Consider the following 22,391-nt stretch of genomic DNA (forward strand, 5'->3'; position numbering starts at 1 on the left):
CCCCCCCCCCCCCCGCCCGGGCCGCCGCCCCCCGGCCGCGCGCCCCCCCCGCGCCGCAGCCCCGGGGGCACCCCCCGGGGTTTCCGCCCCCCGCCCCCGCTCCCACAAGGCGTCTCAACCCCGCTCGACCGGCGTCGACGTCAGCTCGAAGGGGCTGTTGCTGCGGCGCTGGTTGCGGTCATCGCGTGGCGTGGCGCCGAAGAAGTTGCGGTAGGCGCTGGAGAAATGCGGCCCCGAGGAGAAGCCGCAGGACAGGCCGATCTGGATGATCGACTTGCTGGTCTGCATCAGCAGCTGGCGCGCCTTGTTCAAGCGCAGCTCCAGGTAATACTGGCTGGGCACGCGATTGAGGTACTGCTTGAAGATGCGCTCCAACTGACGACGCGACACGCACACATGCTGGGCGATCTCGTCGGTGGTCAGCGGCTCCTCGATGTTGGCTTCCATCAGCAGCACGGCCTGGGTCAGCTTCGGATGACTGGAGCCCAGGCGATTCTGCAGTGGAATACGCTGACGCTCGCCACCCTCGCGAATGCGCTCGACCACCAGCTCCTCGCTCACCGCACCGGCCAGCTCGGCGCCGTGGTCGCGCGCCAGCACCGCCAGCAGCAGATCGAGCACGGCCATGCCGCCACAGGCGGTCAGACGATCGCGATCCCAGTCGAACAGGTGGCTGGTGGCGATGACCTTGGGGAAGCGCTCGGCGAAGTCGTCCTGCCAGCGCCAGTGCACCGCCGCGCGATAACCATCGAGCAAACCGAGCTGAGCCAGCGGATAGACTCCGGCAGACAGCCCGCCAATCACGCAACCACTACGCACCTGCTGCTTGAGCGCAGCCGCCAGGCCGGCGGACACCTGCGCCGGCGGCGTATCGGCGAGCAGGAACAGCTTGTCCAACCCTTCCAGATGCCCGGCCCAGGGCTCGCCCGGCAGACGCCAGTCACCCGCAACCAGCGGTTCGGCCTGGAGGAACACCAGCTCGTACACCACTTCCGGATGCACGCGCTGGGCAACACGCAGGGCTTCCTCCGCCAGAGACAACGTCAAAGCCTTGGTGCCGGGCCAGTATAGAAAGCCGATTCGATGAGGGGTCATGAAAGCCTGTTCACAGTTTGCTGCGCGTCGGGCCTGCTGCGTTAAAAACAGGCTCGGAATGCTCATGTACAAAAGTACACTCCGCTTCCTCGCCTGTTTTTGCCTTGCATGCCTCTAGCTCGCAAGACTTTGAACAGGCTTTGAAACGCAGTCTAGCTTCTTATTATTTGAGACTGCCGGAAAGAAACTGCTGCAGTCGTTCGGATTGCGGATTGGCCAGCACTTCCTTCGGGCAACCGCGCTCTTCAACCAGCCCCTTGTGCAGGAATACCAGCTGGTTCGACACCTCGCGGGCAAAACCCATTTCGTGGGTCACCACCACCATGGTGCGACCTTCGGTGGCCAGGTCCTGCATCACCTTGAGCACTTCGCCGACCAGTTCCGGGTCGAGCGCCGAAGTCGGCTCGTCGAACAGCATCACCTCCGGCTCCATGGCCAGGGCACGGGCGATGGCCACGCGCTGCTGCTCACCACCACTCATGTGCGCCGGGTAGGCATCCTTGCGGTGCGCGACACCGACCTTGGCCAGGTAGTGCTCGGCCTTGTCGCGGGCCTCGGCCTTGCTCACGCCGAGCACATGCACCGGCGCTTCCATGACGTTTTCCAGAGCGCTCATGTGCGACCACAGGTTGAAGTGCTGGAACACCATGGCCAGGCGCGAGCGCATGCGCTGCAGTTGCTTGGCGTCGGCTGCACGCAGCGAACCGTCCTTTGCCGGCACCAGCTTCAGCTCTTCGTTGTTGAGCAGAATCTTGCCGGCATGCGGCTGTTCGAGCAGGTTCAGGCAGCGCAGGAAGGTACTCTTGCCCGAACCGCTGGAGCCGATGATGCTGATCACGTCGCCCGCCTTGGCCGCCATCGACACGCCCTTGATCACCTCATGGCTGCCGTAGCGCTTGTGCAGGTCCTGAACTTCGAGTTTGTACATGTTCGGGTTCTCTTGAATCGTCATGGCATCAGCCCTTGCGCGGGGCCATGTAGGCCAACCAGCGACGTTCGGCCAGCTTGAACAGGCGCACCAGGATGAAGGTCAGCGCCAAGTAGAACAGGCCGGCGGTGATGAAGGCTTCGAACGGCATGTAGTACTGCGAACTGACGGTACGCGCCGCGCCAGTGATGTCGATCAGGGTCACGATCGACGCCAGCGACGTGGTGTGCAGCATCATGATCACTTCATTGCTGTACTGCGGCAGCGCACGGCGCAGCGCCGACGGCAGCAGGATGCGCCGGTACAGCTTGGCTCGCGACATGCCCATGGCCTTGGCCGCCTCGATCTCACCCGGCGGCGTGGCCTTGAGGCTGCCGGCGAGGATTTCCGCCGTGTAGGCGCTGGTATTGATGGCAAACGCCAGGCAGGCGCAGAAGGTGGCGCTGGAGAAATACGGCCACATGAAGCTGTCACGGATGAACTCGAACTGAGCCAGGCCGTAATAGATCAGAAACAGCTGCACCAGCATCGGCGTGCCGCGAATCACATAGGTGTAGAGCCAGGCCGGGAAGTTGACCCAGGGCGATTTCGACACCCGCATCAGCGCCAGCGGCAGCGCCAGGCTGAGGCCGACCGCCAGGGAGATCAGCAGGATTTTCACGGTGACCAGCACGCCGCCCCAGTACAGCGGCAGGTTCTCCCAGATCATTTGATAGTCGAAGATCATAGGTCAGCCGCCTTGGTACCTACCGAATACCGTTTCTCGAGGAAACGCAGCGCCAGCAAAGACACGCTGGTCAGCACCAGGTACAGCCCCGCCACCGCCAGGTAGAAGGTGAACGGCTCACGCGTCGCATCGGCCGCGCTTTTGGCCTTGAACATCATGTCCTGCAGGCCGACCACGGAAATCAGTGCGGTGGCCTTGGTCAGCACCAGCCAGTTGTTGGTGAAACCGGGAATGGCGAAACGGATCATCTGCGGCACTAGAATGCGGAAGAACACCTGCATCCCGCTCATGCCATAGGCCGCGCCGGCTTCCGCCTGCCCCTTGGGGATCGCCATGAAAGCGCCGCGGAAGGTTTCCGACAGGTAGGCCCCGAAGATGAAGCCCATGGTGAACACGCCGGCGACGAAGGGGTTGATGTCGATGTAATCGTCATAGCCGACCATGGGCGCGATGCGGTTCACCATGTCCTGGCCGCCGTAGAAGATCAGCAGAATCAGCACCAGATCGGGGATGCCACGAATCACCGTGGCATAGGTATCACCCAACGCCGCCAGCCAACGCACCGGTGACAGGCGAAAGGCCGCACCCAGCAGGCCGAGGAAGATCGCCACTGCCATCGACGTCAGCGCCAGAAGCAGAGTGAGCCAGGCACCATCGAGAATGGTCGAGCCGTAGCCTTGAAGCATGCGCTAATACCTCTCAGGCACCCCAGGCGCCGCCTAGCACAAAGAAAATTCATGTCGCTCACGCGACGGGTCGTACGGTTGGCATTCAGCCAAAGCCAACAAGAACCGACTCCGCAGAACCAAGAAAAAAGTGGCACAAACCTTTTTCAGGTTGTGCCACTTTTTTTGCCTGGGACGCTTACTCGCCGTAAACGTCGAAGTCGAAGTACTTGTCCTGCACTTCCTTGTACTTGCCGTTGGCGCGGATGGCCAGGATGGCAGCACTGATCTTGTCGGCCAGCGCCTGGTCACCCTTGCGCACGGCAATGCCCTGACCTTCGCCGAAGTACTTCACCTCGGTGAAGTCCGGGCCGGCAAATGCGAAGCCCTTGCCAGCGTCGGTCTTGAGGAAGCCGTCGTCGATGTTCACCGAGTCAGCCAGGGTGGCGTCCAGACGGCCGGACTGCATGTCCAGGAACACTTCGTTCTGCGAGCTGTAACGGACGATCTCGGCGCCGGCCGGAGCGAAGATGTCGGTGGCGTAACGGTCATACACGGACGAACGCTGCACGCCGATCTTCTTGCCTTTCAGGTCGACCAGCGGGTCCTTGATCTCGGTACCGGCTTTCATCGCCAGCTTGGCGGGGGTGGCGTAGTACTTGCCGGTGAAGTCCACGGACTTCTTGCGGTCTTCGGTGATCGACATGGACGACAGCACGGCGTCGAACTTGCGCACTTTCAGGGCTGGGATCAGGCCGTCGAACTCCTGCTCGATCCACTTGCACTCGACCTTCATCTCTTCGCACAGGGCGTTGCCGATGTCGTAGTCGAAGCCAGAAATCTGACCATCGGGAGTCTTGAATGCGAAGGGCGGGTAGGCCGCCTCGATGCCAATGCGCAGCGGCTTCTCGGCCATGGCCAGGGGCGACATCAGGGACAGCGCCAGGGCGCCAAGCAGTGCGATCTTCTTCATTCTTTGCTCCTTCGAATTGGGTATGACATCGATGGCAGTGAGGGGCCCGGGCCTTTTATGGATTGTAGAAGGCGGTGCTGCGCTGTCGTGGTGGACGAGCGACAAAGGGGCCTTGGCTGGGTGTGCGGCATTCTAGCGGCAGGCAATGAGGCGATATTTCCTCAATGCGACAACTAATTACAGAAGCACCAGAAGCGCCGGGCGCAGATATTGACAGCCTGCAAAAGGAGTGATCAAGCAGAAAAGGGTAAACGGATATCTACAGCAATACTCAGGCCATCAATCAGCAAAAGTCCGTTTCATGGGCTTCAACGCCGCTTTCGTGTGTCATCCAGTGTTGTAAATGGCACCGTATCGGCGCACCAACGTTCCCTAACCGCCCAACCGGGTGCGCACTGTTACCGTGGCGCCACGCAAACCGTAGGGGGCGCATAGGTACACGACCACGCACTGGAATAGCCGTCATTCCCGCGAAGGCGGGAAACCAGGCGTTACGCAATACCTGGGCTCCCGCCGTCGCGGGAGTGACGATCAATAGCGCACGAGTCACTCACCCACACGCAAGCTAAGCCGCGCTATCACGCGGTTTTCCTCGGCGCGGTCCAGCCCGGCTTCCTCGACGCGCACGCCCTGCTCTTCCAGCGCCTGAATCCAGCGCAGCAACTGAGCGAACGCCACCGGCTGCAGGTTGACCTGCACCGCGCCGTAGCCCTCGGTATCCAGGCGCTCGATCACCAGCCCCTGCTGCGCCGCACTCGCCGTGACAACGCCCTGCAGGCGCGCCGGGTCGAGGCTGGCGCGCGGCTGCAGGTCACGCCCCTGCACCTGCGGCGCACGACTTTGCAGATAGGTATAAAGCGCGCGCTGCTCCTCGAACGCAGCGCGCGCGGCCTGGGCATGGCGCTGCGCCGGTTGCCACAACGCCAGGTAGAACACCACCAGCAGCAGGAAGACGCTCAGCGCCGCCAGCGCCAGGCGATCACGCGTCGGCAGCGCCTGCCAGCGTTGCGCCAGCGGCGAACGCTGCCAGTGCAGTTGCAGACTCTCGCTCAACCCTGTTCTCGACATGCTGCTCATCCTCCTATTACCACGCGCGCGCTGACGCCTTCGGCCTCGCGGCTGGCCGAGCCCATTTGCACCGACAATCCTGCCGCCTCCAGGCGCTCACGCAAACGCTCCAGCTCGGCGAAGCCCGGTGCCTGCAACTGCAGAGACATATCGGTACGGGTCGCGCTGTAGTCGAGCTGATTGACCTGTACCTGCGGCGCGCCCGCGGCAGGCCGCGCCGCCGCCACCTCGGCCAGCAGGCCGAGCACCGGGCTGGCGCTGCCCGAAGACTGCGCCAGATGCTGGTCGAACTGCGCGCGCAGATTGATCAGCTTGCTGTCCTGCGGAAACAGCTCTCGGTACAGCGCCTCGCTGGACGCGGCATAGGCATCGACCTCACGCTGCAAGTACCAGCCCTGCGCGAGGTTGAAGCCCCACTGCAGCACAAGACACAGTGCCAGCACCCCGGCCAGCGGCCGCCAACGCAGCCAGCCGTCACCGCTCTGGCGCAGGGCGAACTCCCCTTGCGCGAGGTCGACACTCGCGTGCTGACGCACCAGCCACTGATGCGCATCTTCCAACAGGTGCACTTCATCGACCGATTCGGGCAGCGCCTGCCCCGCCGGCGCACTGGCGATATGCGGCGTGGGGCAGCGCCCTGCCAGCACCGGCCAATCCTCGCGCTGCAAGGCCAGACGCCAAGGCGCCTCGCCACCGAGCAACCAGCGTGAGTGCAGCCAGAGCAGTTGACTGCCCTGGGGCGGCAACAGATCGGCATCGACCCGGATCGCCTGCGGCGGCTGCGCCGCGAACAGCGCCAGACACTCGCGCAACCAGCTGGCGCGCAGCGCGTAGACACGGTGACGGCCATCGGCCAGTTGCTCACCCAGGGCCAGGTGCATCAGTTCGACATCCTCGGCCAGCAGCTCCTCTACCGCGAACGGCAGCGCCTGGCGCATCCAGCGCGCCTTCTGCGTCGGCAATTGCACGGCGCAGGCGGTGACGGCCTCAACCGGTAGCACCAGTTGCCAGTGTGCCGGCAGATCGGCCAGTGCCTCGGCCAGGCTCAAGGCGCGACTGTCATCTGCCGTAACGCGCATGACGGGCAGGTCCACTGACAGGTCGTGACACGCCTCGGGTGGCAGGAATATCCATGTCGGGTTCATTCTTGTTCTTCCTCAATAGGACGTGGCGGCATACCGCCCTGCCCCAGATCACGCGCCAGGACACTGACCTGGCCATCATTGCTGCGCTGCAGCAGGCTACGCAATACCACCCGGCGTTCACCCAGGCTCACTTCGCTGAACACCTCGAAATACTGGCTGCCGACCGCCAGCCCCTGCACCACCTGCTCACCCAGGCCAGCAAGCGCAGGCTGGGCAGCGAAGGCCGCAGCGCTGGGATAGCCTTCGGCGCCGCGCCCGGCAATCAGCGACACGGCCGCATCCGGGCTCAAGCCGTCGGACAGACTGGAGAGCACCATCGCACTGGCCGTGTTGACGTTGAGCAGCGCCTCGCTCGGCAGCGCGCTGACGAAGGGTTGCAGGCGGCGGTAGTCGGCCTCCTCCATCTCCAGCAGCAGGCGCAGTTCGGACACATCAGTGATCTCGCGATTGGCCGTGCGGTAAGGTGGTGTCGCCAACAGGTACTGGCCATCCTCCGCGCCATTGCCGCCCTGCAGTTCGCTGTCGCTATCGAGCCAGTCCAGCAGGCGCTCGGCATAAGGTTTGTCGATCCCCAGGCGCAGCAGCAGGCGACGCAGGCGCAGCACCGCCAGCTCGTTCGGTCGGCCCTGGCGCACCAGACTATTGAGATTGAAACGACCGCTGGGGTCGACGATACGCACACGCAGCTCGCCGCCCTCATCCAGCGGGAACGGCGCCAGCGGCCGGGCCCAGGGCTCCAGCGGATGGTCCACCGGCTGGCGCGGATCACCCTGACGCAGATCGCGTTCGAGAATCGCCTTGGCCAGGGTCTCGCCGCCCAGTGCGTAGTGCCAGGCCTGGGTCATGTGCAACTGGTTGGCGCTGCTGCGGATCGACAGCTGCTGACGAGCGATCAAACCAGCGCAGACCACCGTCACCACGGCGACCACCAGCAGCACGGTAATAAGCGCCACCCCACTCTGCCGCCTCATGCCTGCGGCACCTCATTCGGCTCGTCCGGCGACCCGCCAGCACGGTTCTCTGCCGGCAAATCCGGCAAGCGCAGCAGGCGACGCAATTCGCCATAACGGCGATGCTGCAGGCGCAGCTCGATGGCGCGCGGCAAGTCGGTGAGCAGGCCATCGCCAGAGGCATTGGCCGGCGGCCAGTCGGGCTGCCACTGCCCGTCCTTGTCCAGATAGCGCAGGCTCAGCGATTCGACGCCATCGAGTGCCTGCTGGATTTGCGGTGCGCTGTCCTGCGCGCGGTCCAGCACGCGCCAATAACGGCGCTGCCATTGCTCGCCACTGAGCTGCCAGCGCACTCGCTGCACCTCCGCTCGCGGTTGGCCCAGCGGATTGCGCCAGCCAGCGCGGGTCAGCTCCAGCGCCGTGGCATCGGTCAGGTCGCTGTGCAGCGCTGGCTGAGCATCGCCGAAACCATCGCGAATCGGCCGCACCGTCACCTGGCGCAGGTCGCGCTCGAAAGCAGACAGGGCGCGGGTCAGCTCGCGCAACTGGCGTTCGTGCTCGCGGGTAACGGCATCGGCGCTGAGCACGCTGTCGAGCATGCGGTAGGTGGCCAACCCCAGCAGGGCGAAGATGGCGATGGCGATCAGCAGCTCCAGCAGGGTGAAGCCGCGCTGCGGACGAATCACTGCGGCGCCCCCAGAAAACCGCTGAGCGTGACCTGCGCGCGCTCACGCAGATCGCCACTGGCGCCGCGCTCTTCGGCGGCGACCCACAGCGTCACACGGCGCATGGCAGGCTCGCTGGTGGCCTGGATTTCGCTCTGCCACGACCAACGGCGCCCAGCGAATTCCACCTGGCCCTGATCGCGGCCATCGGCGGGCGGGGTCTCGGCCAGTTGCAATTCCGTCATGCGGTTATCGGCCACCCACATGGCCAGGGTCTTGTCTTCCAGCTGGCTGGCGGTACGCACGCTACGTGCACTGGCGGTCAGCACGCTGGCGGCGACCAGGGCAAAGATCGCCAGCGCCACCATCACCTCGAGCAGCGTAAAACCGCGCACCCCTTTCATCCGGCACGCCCCGCGCCCAACTCCTCGACACGCGGCAGGCTGAAGCCATCACTGGACAATTGCAGGCGCAGGCCGTCGCGGCGGCGCTCGGCCAGGCGCAAGCGAAACGGCGTCAGCTCGCCGCTTGAGAGAATCAGCAACTGCGGCGTATCAGCACCAGCCTCGGTCGTCAGGCTCAGGGCTTCGCCCTCCACTTCAAAGGCCAGCTCGGCCCACTCCGGCAGGCGATGAACCTGACGATCCAGCGCCTGCCACTCGGCGCGCTGCGGGTCATAGCGCAGGACTCGATAGCCTTCACGGGTGAAGCTCAAGCCGTACTCGCGGTTGTCCAGCACCGCCTCGTCGAGCAGCACACCGATCAAGCCACTGAGGCGTTCGGCCTCGCTGCGCAGCTCACGCCCCGGCCCGGCGATGCCGGTGCTGAACACCGCCAGACCGATCAGGCTGCCGAGTATGACCAGCACCACCAGCAGTTCGATAAGGGTGAAGCCGCGTTGCGCCTTCAATGTAGGAGCGAGCTCTGCGCGCGAACATGGACGATGTCGAACGCTTCGCGAGCAGAGCTCGCTCCTACAGGCGAACGGCGGCATGGTCGAGTCAGAGATCCCAGTTGCCGATATCGGCGTTCAGGTCGCTGCCGCCCTGCTTGCCGTCGGCGCCGAGCGAGTAAAGATCGAAGGCGCCCTTGGTACCAGGTGCCAGGTATTGGTAGGGGTTGCCCCACGGATCGATGGGCAGGCGCTTGAGGTAGCCGTCCTTGTTCCAGTTCTTCGCCTGCGGATTGCCGCTCGGCTTGCTCACCAGCGCTTCCAGGCCCTGCTGGGTGCTGGGGTAGTTGTGATTGTCGAGCTTGTACATATCCAGCGCCGCACCGATGGCACGGATGTCGTTCTGCGCGGCGGTGACCTTGGCCTGATCCGGCCGGCTCATCACCTGCGGCACCACCAGCGCTGCCAGAATGCCCAGAATGACGACAACCACCATGATTTCGATGAGCGTGAAACCTGCTTGTCTGCGTATCACCTAATTACCCCACCATTTGGTTCAAAGAAAGAATCGGCAACAGGATGGCCAGCACGATCACCAGCACCACTGCCCCCATGAAGACCAGCATGAACGGCTCGAATAGCCCGACCAGCAGGGCGATCTGCGCGCTGAGGTCGTTTTCCTGGTTCTTCGCCGTGCGTGCCAACATCTGATCCAGCTCGCCGGAGCGTTCGCCACTGGCGATCATGTGCAACATCATCGGCGGGAACTGCCCGGTGGCCTCCAGCGAACGGGTCAGGCTGCCGCCCTCGCGCACCTTCTGCGCCGCCACCAGCACCTCGCCGCGGATCACCCGATTGCCGATCACCTCGCCGGCAATTGCCAGCGCCTCCACCAGCGGCACGCCACTGCGGGTAAGGATGGCCAGTGTGGAGGCGAAACGCGCGCAATCGGTGGCGCGGCCTAGCCGGCCTATCAGCGGGATACGCAACAGAAAACGATGCCAGCGCAGACGGAAGGTCTCGTCACGCAGCGCGGCGCGCAGGGCGATCACCGCCAGTACCAGCGCCACCAGTGCAAGCAGCCCCCAGGCCTTTACCCAGTCACTCAGGGCGATCAGCCCGCGCGTGAGCGCCGGCAATGTCTGCCCGGAATCGACGAACACCTTGACCACGTCCGGCACCACGTAACCGAGCAGAAAGCCGACGATCAGCAGCGAGGCGCACATCAAAATCACCGGGTAAAGCAGCGCCAGCTGCACCTTCTGCCGCGATTGCTGACGCTGCTCGGTGTAATCGGCCAACTGCTCCAGCACCGGGCCGAGATGCCCGGCATGCTCACCTGCTGCCACCGTGGCGCGATACAGCTCTGGAAAAGCGGCCGGGAACTCCTTGAGGCTGCCGGCCAGGCTGTGCCCCTCCAGCACGCGAGCGCGCACCGCCAGCAACATGCCCTGGATACGCGAATTGGTGGATTGCGCGGCGGCCGCACGCAGCGCCTCTTCGATGGGCAGCGCCGCCTGGATCAGCGTCGCCAACTGGCGGGTGACCAGTGCCAGATCACGTGCCGACAGGCCACGGGCAAAACCCAGGCGAGCCTGGCCACTGCCCTGCTCGCGGCTGCGCGTGGCCTTGACCTCCAGCGGCGCCAACTGGCGATCGCGCAGCAACTGGCGTACCTGGCGCGCGCTATCGGCCTCCAGCACGCCCTTTTGCTGACGGCCACGCCCATCCAGGGCGATGTATTCAAAGGCCGCCATCGACAAATCGCTCCGGTTGTTCCTGTAGGAGCGGCTTCAGCCGCGATGTACACCGCCTCGCGGCTGCAACGGCATGCCGCCCCGCCGCTCCCACAAGAGCCATTGCCAACGCCCCTATCGCCATCATTCTTCTCGCGTCACGCGCAGCACTTCCTCGACCGTGGTCACCCCTTCCAACACCTTGCGCCGACCATCCTCACGGATGCTCGGGCCCAGCGTGCGGGCGTGGCGGGTCATGTCCTGCTCGGAAGCGCGGCTGTGCACCAGGGTGCGCATGGTTTCGTCGAACACCACCAGCTCATAGATGCCGGTACGCCCGCGATAGCCCTGCTGATGGCAATGGGCGCAGCCGCGCGCATGGTAGAGCGTCGGCGGCGAGCTGGCCGGCACGCCGAGCAACGCGCATTCGGCCGCATCGGCGGCATAGGGTTCCTTGCACGATGGGCACAGCACGCGCACCAGGCGCTGGGCCAGCACGCCGAGCAGCGATGACGACAGCAGGAAGGGCTCCACGCCCATGTCCACCAGGCGAGTGATGGCGCCGATGGCACTGTTGGTGTGCAGTGTGGACAGCACCAGGTGGCCGGTCAGCGAGGCCTGCACGGCGATCTCGGCGGTTTCCTTGTCGCGAATCTCGCCGACCATTACCACGTCCGGGTCCTGGCGCAGGATGGCGCGCAGGCCCCGGGCGAAGGTCATGTCCACCTTGGTGTTGACCTGGGTCTGGCCGATGCCTTCGAGGTGGTACTCGATGGGGTCTTCGACGGTGAGGATGTTGCGCGTGTGGTCGTTGAGGCTGACCAGGCTGGCGTACAGCGTGGTGGTCTTGCCCGAACCAGTGGGGCCGGTGACCAGCAGAATGCCGTGCGGCTTGCGCACGGTGTCTTCCATCAGCGCACGATCCTCGGCGCGCATGCCCAGGTGCTGCAGCGACAGGCGCCCGGCCTGTTTGTCGAGCAATCGCAGCACCACCCGCTCACCGTTGGCCGAGGGTAGCGTCGACACACGAATGTCCACCTCGCGCCCGCCCACCTTGAGCGAGATGCGCCCGTCCTGCGGCACGCGCTTCTCGGCGATATCCAGCCGCGCCATGACCTTGACCCGTGACACCAGCAAGGCGGCCAGCTCGCGCTTGGGCTCGAGCACCTCACGCAGGATGCCATCGACGCGAAAGCGCACGACAAGACGTTTCTCGAAGGTTTCCAGGTGGATGTCGGAGGCGTTTTCCTTGATCGCCTCGCCGAGAATGGCGTTGATCAGGCGGATGATCGGCGCATCGTCTTCCTGCTCCAGCAGGTCTTCGGTTTCCGGCACCTGATCGGCCAGCGAGGCCAGGTCGAAGCTGCCGCCGATATCCTCGGCCAGTTGCATGGAAGCGGAGTCGTGCTGATAGGCCGCGCCCAGCGCCTGGGCGAACGCCTGGGTATCGAGCACCTGCAGCGGCAGGCTGCGCCCGGCGAAACGCTGCGCCTCGGCCAGGGCAGCCAGGTCGCAGTCGGCGCGATGGGCCAAACTGGCGCGCCCGTCATGCATGACGAACACCAGGCCATGACGCTTGGCGAAACTGAAGGGCAAGCGGCGCAATGGGGTTTCGAGCAGCGAAGCGTTCATGCGAGACCTTAGAACAGAACCTTATCCCGGTATTACAGCCTAACCTGGCCGTTTTGGCCCAATGGGCCACCTCTGGGACGGTCTTCTTGTATGTTTATGCGATTATCTTTAACACATTGCCAGGAGCAGCACACCCACCCTATTTGGGGGATGCCAAGCGCGTGCAGGCTGCTATGATCAGCGCGCGACGCCCCGCACATAAGAAGAACTAGAACGTCGTTTTCCGGAGTGATGCTTTTGCCCATGTCGGCCCTTTCCCAGCGGCTCAAGGACAATGCCCCGAGTCTGATCGGCATGCTCGTGCTGATCGCCCTGAGCGTCAGCCTGGCCTGGCAGAGCGCCGAACTGCTGCGTCTAGTGCGCGGCTCTGCGCAACAAGCGCCCAGCCAGAGCGCGCCCAGCCCCGAACAACGCGCGCAGGCGCCCATCGACCAGCTGTTCGGCACGCCACGCCACGCCGACAGCGGCCCGCCGCCGGCCACCAATCTGCAACTGACCCTGCTCGGCAGCTTCGTCCACAGTGACCCGCAACGTTCCAGCGCGATGATCCAGCGTCAGGGCCAGAGCGCCCAGCGTTTTGCCGTCGGCGCGGACGTGGATAACGGCGTGCGCCTGGATGCCGTCTACGCCGACCGCGTAGAGCTGGTGCGCAACGGCCGCCGCGAAAGCCTCACGTTCCCGCGCCCGAGCAGCAGCCAATACAGCTACACCCCGCCGGTCGAAACGGCAGCACCAGACTCGCTGCAACAGCTCGATCAACTCGACCAGGACAACCTCGAACAACTGCGCCAGCGCATGCAGGCGCTGCGCGAGCAGATGGAAGCCTCCGGCACCCAGCCTGTGGAAACGCCCCCTGATCAGCCCATGGAAAGTGACTGAACCGATGCATTTTTTCCGTAGCCGACTGACCCTCGCCCTCCTCGCCGCCGGCCTGGCCACCGCACCGCTGCCCCTGCTCGCGCAGATCCAGCAGGTGCCGGCCAGCGCCAACCAGCAGGAAGAAAGCTGGACCATCAACCTCAAGGGCGCGGACATCCGCGAGTTCGTCGACCAGATCGCCAGCATCACCGGGCAGACCTTCGTCGTCGACCCGCGCGTGAAAGGCCAGGTCAACGTGGTGTCGAGCACGCCGCTGGGGCTGTCCGAGGTTTACCAGCTGTTCCTCTCGGTCATGGCCACCCACGGTTTCAGCGTGCTGACCCAGGGCGACCAGGCGCGCATCGTGCCCAACGCCGAGGCCAAGGCTGAAGCCGATGCCGGCCGCCCGGCGCCGGATCGCCTGGAAACCCGCCTGATCCAGGTGCAGCACGCGCCGGTGGCCGAGCTGATCCCGCTGATTCGCCCGCTGGTGCCGCAATACGGCCACCTGGCCGCCGTCACCTCGGCCAACGCGCTGATCATCAGCGACCGCAGCGCCAATATCGCCCGCATCGAAGACCTGATGCGCCAGCTCGACCAGAGCGGCGCGCAGGACTTCAGCGTGGTCACCCTGCAGAACGCCTGGGTGATGGACGCTGCCGAAGTGCTCAACACCGCCATCGCCCGTGGCCAGGCCAAGGGCACCAGCGCCACCCAGGTGGTGGCCGATGCGCGCACCAATCGCCTGATCCTGCTCGGCCCGCCGGACGCCCGCGCCAAGCTGGCCGACCTCGCCCGGTCACTGGATACGCCCACCAGCCGCTCGGCCAACACCCGGGTGATTCGCCTGCGTCACAACGACGCCAAGTCCCTGGCCGAAACCCTCGGGGAAATCTCCGAAGGCCTGAAGAACCAGCAGAACGGCGAAACCACCGGCAAGCAGTCGAACATCCTCATCCGCGCCGACGAGAGCCTCAACGCGCTGGTGCTGCTGGCCGAACCAGACCTGGTGGCCACTCTCGAAGACATCGTGCGTCAGCTCGATGTACCGCGTGCACAGGTGATGGTCGAGGCGGCCATCGTCGAGATTTCCGGCGATATCACCGATGCTGTCGGCGTGCAGTGGGCAGTAGACGCACGCGGCAGTACCGGTGGCCTGGGTGGAGTGAATTTCGGTGGCACCGGCCTGTCGGTCGGCACCGTGCTGCAGATTCTGCAGGATGGCGAAATTCCCGACGGCACCACCCTGCCCGACGGCGCCATCATCGGCATCGGCAGCGACCGCTTCGGCGCGCTGATCACTGCTTTGTCGGCCAACAGCAAGAGCAACCTGCTGTCCACGCCGAGCCTGCTGACCCTGGACAACCAGAAGGCGGAAATCCTCGTCGGCCAGAACGTGCCATTCCAGACCGGCTCTTACACCACCGACGCATCCGGTGCCGGCAACCCCTTCACCACCATCGAGCGCCAGGACATCGGCGTCACCCTCAAGGTCACGCCGCACATCAATGAAGGCGCCACTCTGCGCCTGGAGATCGAGCAGGAAATTTCCTCCCTCGCTCCCAGCACCGGGCTCAACGCCCAGGCGGTCGACCTGGTGACCAACAAACGCTCGATCAAGAGCACCATCCTCGCCGACGACGGCCAGGTGATCGTGCTCGGTGGCCTGATTCAGGACGACGTCACCCAGGCCACCTCCAAGGTGCCGCTGCTCGGTGACATTCCGCTGATTGGCGGGCTGTTCCGCTCGACCCGCGACTCGCACATCAAGCGCAACCTGATGGTGTTCCTGCGGCCCACCGTGGTACGTGACGGCGCCGGCCTGGCTGCGCTGTCCGGCAAGAAGTACAGCGACATCCGCATCCTCGGCGATGGCAGCAACGGCCGCCCGAGCATCCTGCCCAGCACCCCGGGCCAGCTGTTCGATGGCCAGGGCGCACCGGCGGTGGATTTGCGAGAGTAAAGATAGGGCGCTGGGGGCAACACGCTGAATCGTGGAGTACCACAAACCGTGGGAGGCGCTTTAGCGGCAGCCGTCGCGGCTAAAGCCCATCCCACAAGACCGATGCAACCTGCCCCCTTTCCCATTTATGGGTCGTAGGGCGGGTGAAACCCGCCGAAATGGCAGTGGCGGGTTGCACCCGCCCTACACGCTGAATCGTGGAGCACCACAAACCGTGGGAGGCGCTTTAGCGGCGAAGATCTCTGCAGCCGTCGCGGCTAGAGCCCCTCCCCAGGGCCGCAGGGTTACCTCACAACACTGGCGTACGCGGTGGCACCAGGCGTTTGCTGCCGGTCGCCTCATAGGCTGCCGCCAGTTGCAGCAACACCGAGTCGTCATAGGCACGGCCGGCGAAGGTCAGGCCCACCGGCATACCGATATCAGCCATCACGCCCATCGGCACGGTGACGGTCGGCACGCCCAGGTGACGGATCGCCAAGTTGCCGTTGGCCACCCACACACCGTTGCTCCAGGCAATATCGGCGGAGGCCGGGTTCACATCGGCATCCGCCGGGCCAACGTCGGCCACGGTGGGGAACAGCACAGCGTCCAGCCCCAGTTGATCCATCCAGTCTTCCAGATCGATCTTGCGAGTGTGCTCCAGGCCGCGCAGGCCGTCAGGCAGCGTGGCGATCTGGTCCCAGGGCTTGATCCCACGCTTGGCCATGTTGACGTATTCGTCCATGCCCGCCGCCAGATCGCCCTCGCGATTTGGCAGCGTGCCGGGGTCGTGCGGGAATATCTGCGGGCCATCGACATCGGCCAGACGATTGAGCTTGGGATCGCCATTGGCACGCAGGAAATCGTCGAAGGCCCAACCACTGAGCTCCCACAGTTCGTCATGCAGGAACTCGGGCGTGACGATGCCGCGATTGAACACGGTCGGCGCACCGGGGCGATCACCTTCGCAGTTGGACACCAAGGGGAAGTCCACTTCCACCACCTCGGCGCCGGCCGCTTCCAGCGCCTGGCGCGCGGCTTCCCACAGAGCGATCACCGTCGGCCGGGTGTGAATGCGCTGGCCGGTCGGGCCACCGATGCCCGGGTTCTCGCTGGTACCGGCGGCTTCGTCCTTGTTGATGAACATCTTCGGCACACCCAGGCGCTTGCCCTTGAGCGTATCGGCCTTGGCCGCCAGCGCCAGGTAGGACGCGGGGCGTACTTCGGAGGCTTTCGGGATCGGCACCCAGGGCTGCAAACGCCACAGGTCGCCGCGGCTGTCGGCATCGTCGGCCACCACCACGTCGAGCACTTCCAGCAGGTCGGCCATGGTCCGGGCGTAGGGCACGACCACGTCCATGGTCGGCGTCAGCGGCCAGTTGCCGCGCACCGAGATCACCCCACGCGACGGTGTGTAGGCGCACAGGCCGTTGTTCGACGCCGGGCCACGCCCGCTGGACCAGGTTTCCTCGGCCAGGCCGAACGCGGAGAAGCTGGCAGCGGTCGCCGTGCCGGCGCCGTTGGACGAGCCCGAGGCGAACGGCGCCGTCAGGTAATCGGCGTTGTACGGGCTTTCGGCACGGCCATAGACGCCGCGCTGCATGCCGCCATTGGCCATCGGCGGCATGTTGGTCTTGCCCAGGCAGATGGCGCCGGCCGCGCGCAGGCGCTCGACGGTGAAGGCATCACGCTGCGCCACCAGGTCCTTGAACGCCGGGCTGCCGGAGGCCGCCGTCAGGCCCTTGACCAGGTAGCTGTCCTTGGCGGTGTAGGGAATGCCATCGAGCGGGCTCAGCGTCTCGCCGCGAGCGCGGCGTGCATCGGAGGCCTCGGCCTCTTTCAGCGCATCGGGGTTGCGCACCACCACCGCGTTGAGCCTAGTCGGCGTGTCCGCGCCGTCGTAGGCGTCGATACGTGCCAGATAGGCCTTGACCAGTTCGACCGCCGTGGTGCGGCCGGACTCCAGCGCGGCGCGCAGCTCGGCAATGGAAACTTCGGTTACCTCGATCATGGTGTCATCACTCGCAAATGGCGGGCCGCGTCTACGGCCACGGATACGAAAACAGCGTGTGCACGGCCGACGCTCACGGGCAGATTCAGTCATGCAACCATGTGCCCGATGATACATCCCACCAGGCCTTCGCAGCAGCCCGCGCCAATGGCCAGGACGCGCGCCACGCATTACAGTCTCGCCACCGATTACGCTGCATTGGGCAGAGCAGGCTTATGACCCGCGAAGAACGCATTCATCTGTGGTCGGCGCTGTCGGAGGTATTCGTCGACACCGAAGTCGACTACGGATACATCGCCCGTCAGGTGGCAGGTTTCGACCGTGCCACAGTACAAGCCGCCTTCTACCAGGACGTCGCTCCCGCGTGCTACTCCAACATGCTCGCGCCCATCCCACCGATCTGGACAGGCTTCGACAGCGCCTGGCTCAGCGAAACCATCGAGCAAGCCCAAGCGGCGCGACAGAGCTCCACACTGCGCCGCCTGCGCGACCGCCTCTTCATCGCCTACCTGCGCCGCGCACTGAGAGCGGAATGGGCGAAGATCGAGCAGGAGCTGGATCGCAGCCTTACAAAACCGTAGGAGCTCGCTGGCGGGCGATGCTCTTCTCAGGATCGCCCGCCAGCGGGATCCTACAGAGTCAGCGTCCTGCTATGTTCTCAGTCTCTGCACACGAAACAGGAGAACATCGCCATGCCCAACCTCACCGGCGGCTGCCTCTGCGGTCGGGTGCGTTTCGAAACCAGCGGCCAGCCTTATCGGGTCGGCGTCTGCCACTGCATGGACTGCCGCAAGCACCACGGCGCCCTCTTCCATACCTCGGCGATATTCCCGCAGGACGCGGTAAAGGTAGAGGGCGAAACCGGCCAGTACGCCGGCCGCCACTTCTGCCCGCGTTGCGGCTCGCCGGTGTTCGCGCGCTCGGGGGATGAAGTCGAAGTGAATGTCGGTTCGCTGGATGAGCCGAACCAGTTCACCCCCACCTACGAACTCTGGACCATCCGCCGCGAAGCCTGGCTACCGCCCTTGCCCTTCGATCGCCACTACCCAGGCGACCGCGACCGCAGCACGCGTCACGAGTAGTACCGCTCAAGCATCGGCTGCGCGCCGACTTACCCACCCGAGCATCAGCCCGGCCTGGAAGAACTGCACCGGTGCCTCGAAACCAGCGGCCTGGATGATGCCCGCCACCCGCTGCGCCGGTAGCACCGCCACATCGCGAGCGTAGGCTGCACGCACACGCTCCAGCATCTGCGCATCGACCCCGGCCGCTGACATCAACGTCATCCAGCCTGGCAGCAATACCTCATAGGCCGGCGACTGGATATCCGCTGCCAGGTCGACACTGGCCAGCAGCCCGCCGGGTTTCAGGCGCTGTGCGATCTGGCCGAAGAACCCGGTACGCACCGCCGGTTCGAGCAGAAACTGCGACACCAGAAAACAGGTCGCGCCATCGTAGGCCGCCCCAGGCGCCAGCGTATCCAGATAGCCCTCATGAAAGTCGCAGCGCTCGGCAAAGCGGCCGTGCTCCGCACGCTGGCGACACACCTCGAGCATCGCCCCGGACGGATCGAGCGCAGTGAAGCGCCAGCCCGGAAAACGCTCGGCCATGTGCGCGATTTCCGCCCCCGTCCCGGTGCCCACGCAGAGTATCCGCGCGTCGGACGGCAGGTCGATGAACAGCGCATCGAGCAGCAAATACAGCGCCTCACGAATCGGCGCCATCCCCGCCCATTGCTTGTCGTAGCCCGCCGCCTGCTGATCGAACAGCGCCTTGATTTCCTCGTCACGCATGGCCATGCCTCCGTCTCGAATGATCCCCTCACGCCTTCCAGTATCCCAGAGCTGTCAATCCCCCCAGCGAGCGACTACAAGCCCAATCCAACTTTGTGGGCACTTTGCCAGAACATCAGGGGACTAAGTGGCATGTCCCTTCCAAGCGAACCCGATATGCAGAGCCCGACCTTCGAACAGAAAGCCTTCATCCTCCTGCTCGTACTGGTGACCATCGCCTTCTTCTGGATACTGCTGCCGTTCTACGGCGCGGTGTTCTGGGCCATGGTCCTGGCCGTGGTGTTCGCACCGCTGCAGGAGCGCCTGCTGCGGCGCACTGGCGGCAGAGGCAACCTGGCCGCCCTGCTGACGTTGATCATCTGCTTGCTGGTGGCGATTCTGCCGGTGATCTTCATCACCTCCGCCGTGGTGGCCGAAGGCACCGCCCTGTACCAGAAGCTCGAATCGGGCGAGCTGGATACCGGCGCCTACGTCACCAGCTTCATCCAGATGCTGCCACCGTCGATCCAGGAACAGCTCGACCGCGTCGGCATAAGCAACCTCGAAGGCCTGCGCGAACAGATTTCCAAGGGCGCCATGGCCGGCAGCCAATACCTGGCGACCAAGGTGTTCGCCATCGGCCAGGGTACCTTCGAGTTCTTCATCGGCTTCTTCGTGATGCTCTACCTGCTGTTCTTCCTGCTGCGCGACGGCAAGGATCTGGTGCATAGAATCCGTACCGCCATCCCGCTGGCCGACACCACCAAACGCCGCCTGCAGATCAAATTCACCCGCGTGGTGCGCGCCACGGTGAAAGGCAACGTGGTGGTCGCTGCCGTACAGGGCGCGCTCGGTGGTTTCATATTCTGGGCGCTGGGCCTCTACAGCCCGTTGCTATGGGGCGTACTGATGGCGTTTCTGTCACTGCTGCCGGCAGCCGGCGCCGGCATCATCTGGGCGCCGGTGGCCATCTACCTGATGCTCAGCGGCAGCATGGTGCAAGGCATCATCCTCACCGCCTTCGGCGTGCTGGTGATCGGTTTGGTGGACAACATCTTGCGCCCCATCCTGGTCGGCAAGGACACCCGCATGCCCGACTACCTGATCCTCATCTCCACCCTTGGTGGTCTCTCGCTGCTGGGCCTCAACGGCTTCGTGATCGGCCCGCTGGTGGCGGCGCTGTTCGTCGCCAGCTGGAACCTGTTCGGGGCGAAGAAAAAGATCAGGTTGCCGGCGTGAATCGAGCCCGGTTCATTCCGGGGCTCGGACCCAGAAGGCAATGCGGCAGTTCGCCTTAGCGCGTATTCAGCAAGGTGGTGATAAAAGACCGAGACGCCACTTTGCTCGGAACTAGCGATGGACTTCAGCGAATACGGAAACCCGGCTGGCAAACCTGTCGTTTACTTCCACGGGGTGCCGGGCTCGCCTTCTGAGGCATCCGTATTCGACGCGCCAGCCCGAGAACAAGGCCTGCGTATTCTCTGTTTCGACCGTTTCACCATCGACCACTCCAGTACAGGCACTGACTACTACCGACAGATCGCTCAGGCGATCAGCGAGACCGTGCAAGGTGCTCGGGTCGACTTCATCGGCTTTTCCCTCGGCGCGCATGCCGCATTGGAAGTCGCTGCCCTTATGTCAGGCCAGGTTCGCAGCCAGCACCTGGTTTCCGCCGCCGCCCCGCTCGATGGTGGAGACTTCCTCGATCAGATGGCGGGCAAGGCCGTGTTCTCGCTGGCCCAGCGCAGCCCAGGCTTGTTCCAGTGGCTGGTGAAGTGGCAGGCGCTACTGGCCAAACGCGCACCGCAGCTGCTGTTTCGCATGTTGTTCGCCAGTGCTCAGGGGCAGGATCGGGAGCTGGTGAAATCACCGAAGTTCAAAGCGCTTATCTGCCAGGTACTGCAACAGTGCTTTGCCCAAGGTACGACCGGCTATACGCGGGACATACAGCAATATCTCCAGCCCTGGTCAGCCAGCGTCTTCACCAGTGAGGCAAATGCCTGCCTGTGGCATGGTACGGCGGACAATTGGTCGCCCGTCGCTATGTCGGCGTATCTGGCTGAGCGCCTCCCGGGCAACGCGCACGTCGAGCGGATGGAGGGGTTTTCTCACTATTCCTGTCTGTATGCGGCAGCTCCCAGAATTGGCGCGCAGATAGCCAATGAGTGACATCCAATCTGGCGTCTACTTCCACACACGGTATTTACTAGCTCAGTGATTGGGCTGTTTTCGGCCAATAGTAGCCTTCCAAGAGGCCCGAAACGGGCGTGTGATCGCTTGGTACGCCATCGCGAAGCCTGGGGGCTGGAAAATGCGGCATACAACGGGTTAAAGGTAGAAAGCACCCTGATAGGGAATTGGAAAACTGCCACGGCTGAGGCGTCGCCATCGATTGAGATTGGTCCAAAAGCGGACCGCAGCAAGTGTGAAGAAATTCTAAGGTTTCTGGAAAAATTATAGTCGGCTTCCCTGATCGTCATAGTGACTAAGAGCTTTCACCACCAGCAAAAAGCGAACCTTGCGCGACCATTGCAATGTGCATGATGGCCTTCTGACAGGTAGTGCATTTTGCACCGCGGTCTCAGGCTAAAAAATCTGAAATAGGCTATTAAATTCAATTGCTTAAAATCATACCAACGCTGGTACTTATCTTGCTAAACGGACTCCCGTCAATACAATGACTATGGAGTTAATACCGTGGAGCACGCAATTAACTATTTGCGCAAACATCTTCCGGAACATGAGGTTGCATTCAAAGCGCGACCTGATGGAAAGCTATTGATGTCAGTTAGCCAGAACGGCAGAAGCATTTACATGAGGGCTATTGATCCCTGTACTTTCATATGTGATCAAGATTTTAAAACGATAGTTGATGAGTTCAAGCTCAACCGAGAAATGGTCACGGGAAATATTCGCTGGGAAGAGATCGGCAAAAAGATACTTCAGTCCGCCCTTCCCACTTTTAGTGGTAGTCCAATCAATCCCACTGCCGCCAAGATGCTGTGGAAAAAACGCCAAGCGACGGCTCTCGCAGCCCGCTAGGGTGGCACCGTCTGCTTGTGGCCGATTCTGTTGAAAAACTAAGTTCTGCGGCAGCCTGCTGGTCAGCGGTGCCTGCTATCGAAGTGGCTGCAAGCCACTTCAAGTTGCCTCTTGGCGTTTCACTGAGCTTCACTGCTCAGGTTTGAGGGCTAATTCGAGGGTTTCTGCTCGTAGCAGACGTACCTATCCCGTGAGCGGTGGCCCTTGAGGCAAAAGCTTGGCCATGCGGCGCAGGTTCTGCACCGTCGCCGCCAAGGTGAATTCATCAGTCGCACCCGTCAGGCCACGCA

The 22,391-nt window shown here is 63.9% G+C and carries 23 protein-coding genes; 7 read left to right on the forward strand and 16 right to left on the reverse strand.

Annotation, left to right across the window (positions count from 1 at the left end):
- Positions 1-114: 114 nt before the first annotated feature.
- The 14 genes from argR to gspE form a co-directional block, all read right to left on the reverse strand.
- Positions 115-1,095, reverse strand: coding sequence for a transcriptional regulator ArgR (argR, locus tag EGJ86_RS07835; RefSeq protein ID WP_099525200.1), 981 nt, complete (start codon positions 1,093-1,095; stop codon positions 115-117).
- Between the two features lie 163 nt (positions 1,096-1,258).
- The gene (locus EGJ86_RS07840; protein WP_099525199.1) at positions 1,259-2,023 is read right to left on the reverse strand and encodes an ABC transporter ATP-binding protein; all 765 of its coding nucleotides are present in this window, start codon (positions 2,021-2,023) and stop codon (positions 1,259-1,261) included.
- Between the two features lie 28 nt (positions 2,024-2,051).
- Positions 2,052-2,750: an ABC transporter permease gene (locus EGJ86_RS07845; RefSeq protein WP_106733826.1), complete on the reverse strand. Its 699-nt coding sequence runs from the start codon at positions 2,748-2,750 to the stop codon at positions 2,052-2,054.
- The gene (locus EGJ86_RS07850) at positions 2,747-3,436 is read right to left on the reverse strand and encodes an ABC transporter permease (RefSeq protein ID WP_106733825.1); all 690 of its coding nucleotides are present in this window, start codon (positions 3,434-3,436) and stop codon (positions 2,747-2,749) included. The genes EGJ86_RS07845 and EGJ86_RS07850 overlap by 4 nt, the downstream gene beginning before the upstream one ends.
- Before the next feature lie 178 nt (positions 3,437-3,614).
- The gene (locus tag EGJ86_RS07855; protein WP_099525196.1) at positions 3,615-4,388 is read right to left on the reverse strand and encodes an ABC transporter substrate-binding protein; all 774 of its coding nucleotides are present in this window, start codon (positions 4,386-4,388) and stop codon (positions 3,615-3,617) included.
- Between the two features lie 546 nt (positions 4,389-4,934).
- Entirely contained in the window at positions 4,935-5,456 is a 522-nt protein-coding gene (locus tag EGJ86_RS07860) for a type II secretion system protein M (RefSeq protein WP_125834678.1), read from the reverse strand.
- A gap of 5 nt (positions 5,457-5,461) precedes the next feature.
- Positions 5,462-6,601, reverse strand: coding sequence for a type II secretion system protein GspL (gspL, locus tag EGJ86_RS07865; protein WP_125834679.1), 1,140 nt, complete (start codon positions 6,599-6,601; stop codon positions 5,462-5,464).
- Positions 6,598-7,572, reverse strand: coding sequence for a type II secretion system minor pseudopilin GspK (gspK, locus tag EGJ86_RS07870; protein ID WP_125834680.1), 975 nt, complete (start codon positions 7,570-7,572; stop codon positions 6,598-6,600). Before gspK ends, gspL begins: the two co-directional genes overlap by 4 nt.
- Positions 7,569-8,234: a type II secretion system minor pseudopilin GspJ gene (gene gspJ / locus EGJ86_RS07875; protein ID WP_256672382.1), complete on the reverse strand. Its 666-nt coding sequence runs from the start codon at positions 8,232-8,234 to the stop codon at positions 7,569-7,571. The genes gspK and gspJ overlap by 4 nt, the downstream gene beginning before the upstream one ends.
- Positions 8,234-8,620: a type II secretion system minor pseudopilin GspI gene (gene gspI / locus EGJ86_RS07880; RefSeq protein ID WP_125834682.1), complete on the reverse strand. Its 387-nt coding sequence runs from the start codon at positions 8,618-8,620 to the stop codon at positions 8,234-8,236. The genes gspJ and gspI overlap by 1 nt, the downstream gene beginning before the upstream one ends.
- The gene (gene gspH, locus EGJ86_RS07885; RefSeq protein ID WP_074941279.1) at positions 8,617-9,126 is read right to left on the reverse strand and encodes a type II secretion system minor pseudopilin GspH; all 510 of its coding nucleotides are present in this window, start codon (positions 9,124-9,126) and stop codon (positions 8,617-8,619) included. The genes gspI and gspH overlap by 4 nt, the downstream gene beginning before the upstream one ends.
- A gap of 91 nt (positions 9,127-9,217) precedes the next feature.
- Complete coding sequence (gene gspG, locus EGJ86_RS07890) at positions 9,218-9,643, reverse strand: type II secretion system major pseudopilin GspG (RefSeq protein ID WP_099525190.1); 426 nt, start codon at positions 9,641-9,643, stop codon at positions 9,218-9,220.
- 4 nt (positions 9,644-9,647) lie between these two features.
- Entirely contained in the window at positions 9,648-10,865 is a 1,218-nt protein-coding gene (xcpS, locus tag EGJ86_RS07895; protein ID WP_125834683.1) for a GspF family T2SS innner membrane protein variant XcpS, read from the reverse strand.
- 123 nt (positions 10,866-10,988) lie between these two features.
- Positions 10,989-12,476 carry a type II secretion system ATPase GspE gene (gene gspE / locus EGJ86_RS07900; protein ID WP_125834684.1) on the reverse strand — a complete coding sequence of 496 codons (1,488 nt, stop codon included), beginning with the start codon at positions 12,474-12,476 and terminating at the stop codon, positions 10,989-10,991.
- Positions 12,477-12,719: 243 nt separating this feature from the next.
- Here gspE and EGJ86_RS07905 point away from each other — a divergent pair, with 243 nt between their 5' ends.
- Positions 12,720-13,355, forward strand: coding sequence for a type II secretion system protein N (locus tag EGJ86_RS07905; protein ID WP_244968145.1), 636 nt, complete (start codon positions 12,720-12,722; stop codon positions 13,353-13,355).
- Between the two features lie 4 nt (positions 13,356-13,359).
- Positions 13,360-15,297 carry a type II secretion system secretin GspD gene (gspD, locus tag EGJ86_RS07910; protein WP_125834686.1) on the forward strand — a complete coding sequence of 646 codons (1,938 nt, stop codon included), beginning with the start codon at positions 13,360-13,362 and terminating at the stop codon, positions 15,295-15,297.
- Positions 15,298-15,586: 289 nt separating this feature from the next.
- On the opposite strand, the gene EGJ86_RS07915 is transcribed toward gspD, so the two are convergent.
- On the reverse strand, positions 15,587-17,287 hold the full coding sequence (locus EGJ86_RS07915; RefSeq protein WP_106733815.1) for an amidase: 1,701 nt from the start codon (positions 17,285-17,287) through the stop codon (positions 15,587-15,589).
- 215 nt (positions 17,288-17,502) lie between these two features.
- Between EGJ86_RS07915 and EGJ86_RS07920 the strand changes: the two genes are divergently transcribed.
- Together EGJ86_RS07920 and EGJ86_RS07925 are read left to right on the forward strand one after the other, a co-directional pair.
- Entirely contained in the window at positions 17,503-17,868 is a 366-nt protein-coding gene (locus tag EGJ86_RS07920) for a hypothetical protein (protein WP_106733814.1), read from the forward strand.
- 111 nt (positions 17,869-17,979) lie between these two features.
- Entirely contained in the window at positions 17,980-18,369 is a 390-nt protein-coding gene (locus EGJ86_RS07925; protein WP_106733813.1) for a GFA family protein, read from the forward strand.
- 6 nt (positions 18,370-18,375) lie between these two features.
- Here the strand turns inward: EGJ86_RS07925 and EGJ86_RS07930 are convergent, their stop codons facing one another.
- Positions 18,376-19,080, reverse strand: coding sequence for a trans-aconitate 2-methyltransferase (locus tag EGJ86_RS07930; protein ID WP_106733812.1), 705 nt, complete (start codon positions 19,078-19,080; stop codon positions 18,376-18,378).
- Positions 19,081-19,236: 156 nt separating this feature from the next.
- Between EGJ86_RS07930 and EGJ86_RS07935 the strand changes: the two genes are divergently transcribed.
- From EGJ86_RS07935 to EGJ86_RS07945, 3 genes are all read left to right on the forward strand, one after another.
- On the forward strand, positions 19,237-20,298 hold the full coding sequence (locus EGJ86_RS07935) for an AI-2E family transporter (RefSeq protein ID WP_106733811.1): 1,062 nt from the start codon (positions 19,237-19,239) through the stop codon (positions 20,296-20,298).
- A 117-nt stretch (positions 20,299-20,415) separates the two neighbouring features.
- Positions 20,416-21,228 carry an alpha/beta fold hydrolase gene (locus EGJ86_RS07940; RefSeq protein ID WP_125834687.1) on the forward strand — a complete coding sequence of 271 codons (813 nt, stop codon included), beginning with the start codon at positions 20,416-20,418 and terminating at the stop codon, positions 21,226-21,228.
- A 528-nt stretch (positions 21,229-21,756) separates the two neighbouring features.
- Positions 21,757-22,101: a hypothetical protein gene (locus EGJ86_RS07945; RefSeq protein ID WP_125834688.1), complete on the forward strand. Its 345-nt coding sequence runs from the start codon at positions 21,757-21,759 to the stop codon at positions 22,099-22,101.
- The last annotated feature ends 290 nt before the right edge of the window (positions 22,102-22,391 follow it).

It is taken from the genome of Pseudomonas sp. o96-267 (assembly GCF_003935465.1).
In the GTDB taxonomy this organism is placed as follows: domain Bacteria; phylum Pseudomonadota; class Gammaproteobacteria; order Pseudomonadales; family Pseudomonadaceae; genus Aquipseudomonas; species Aquipseudomonas sediminis.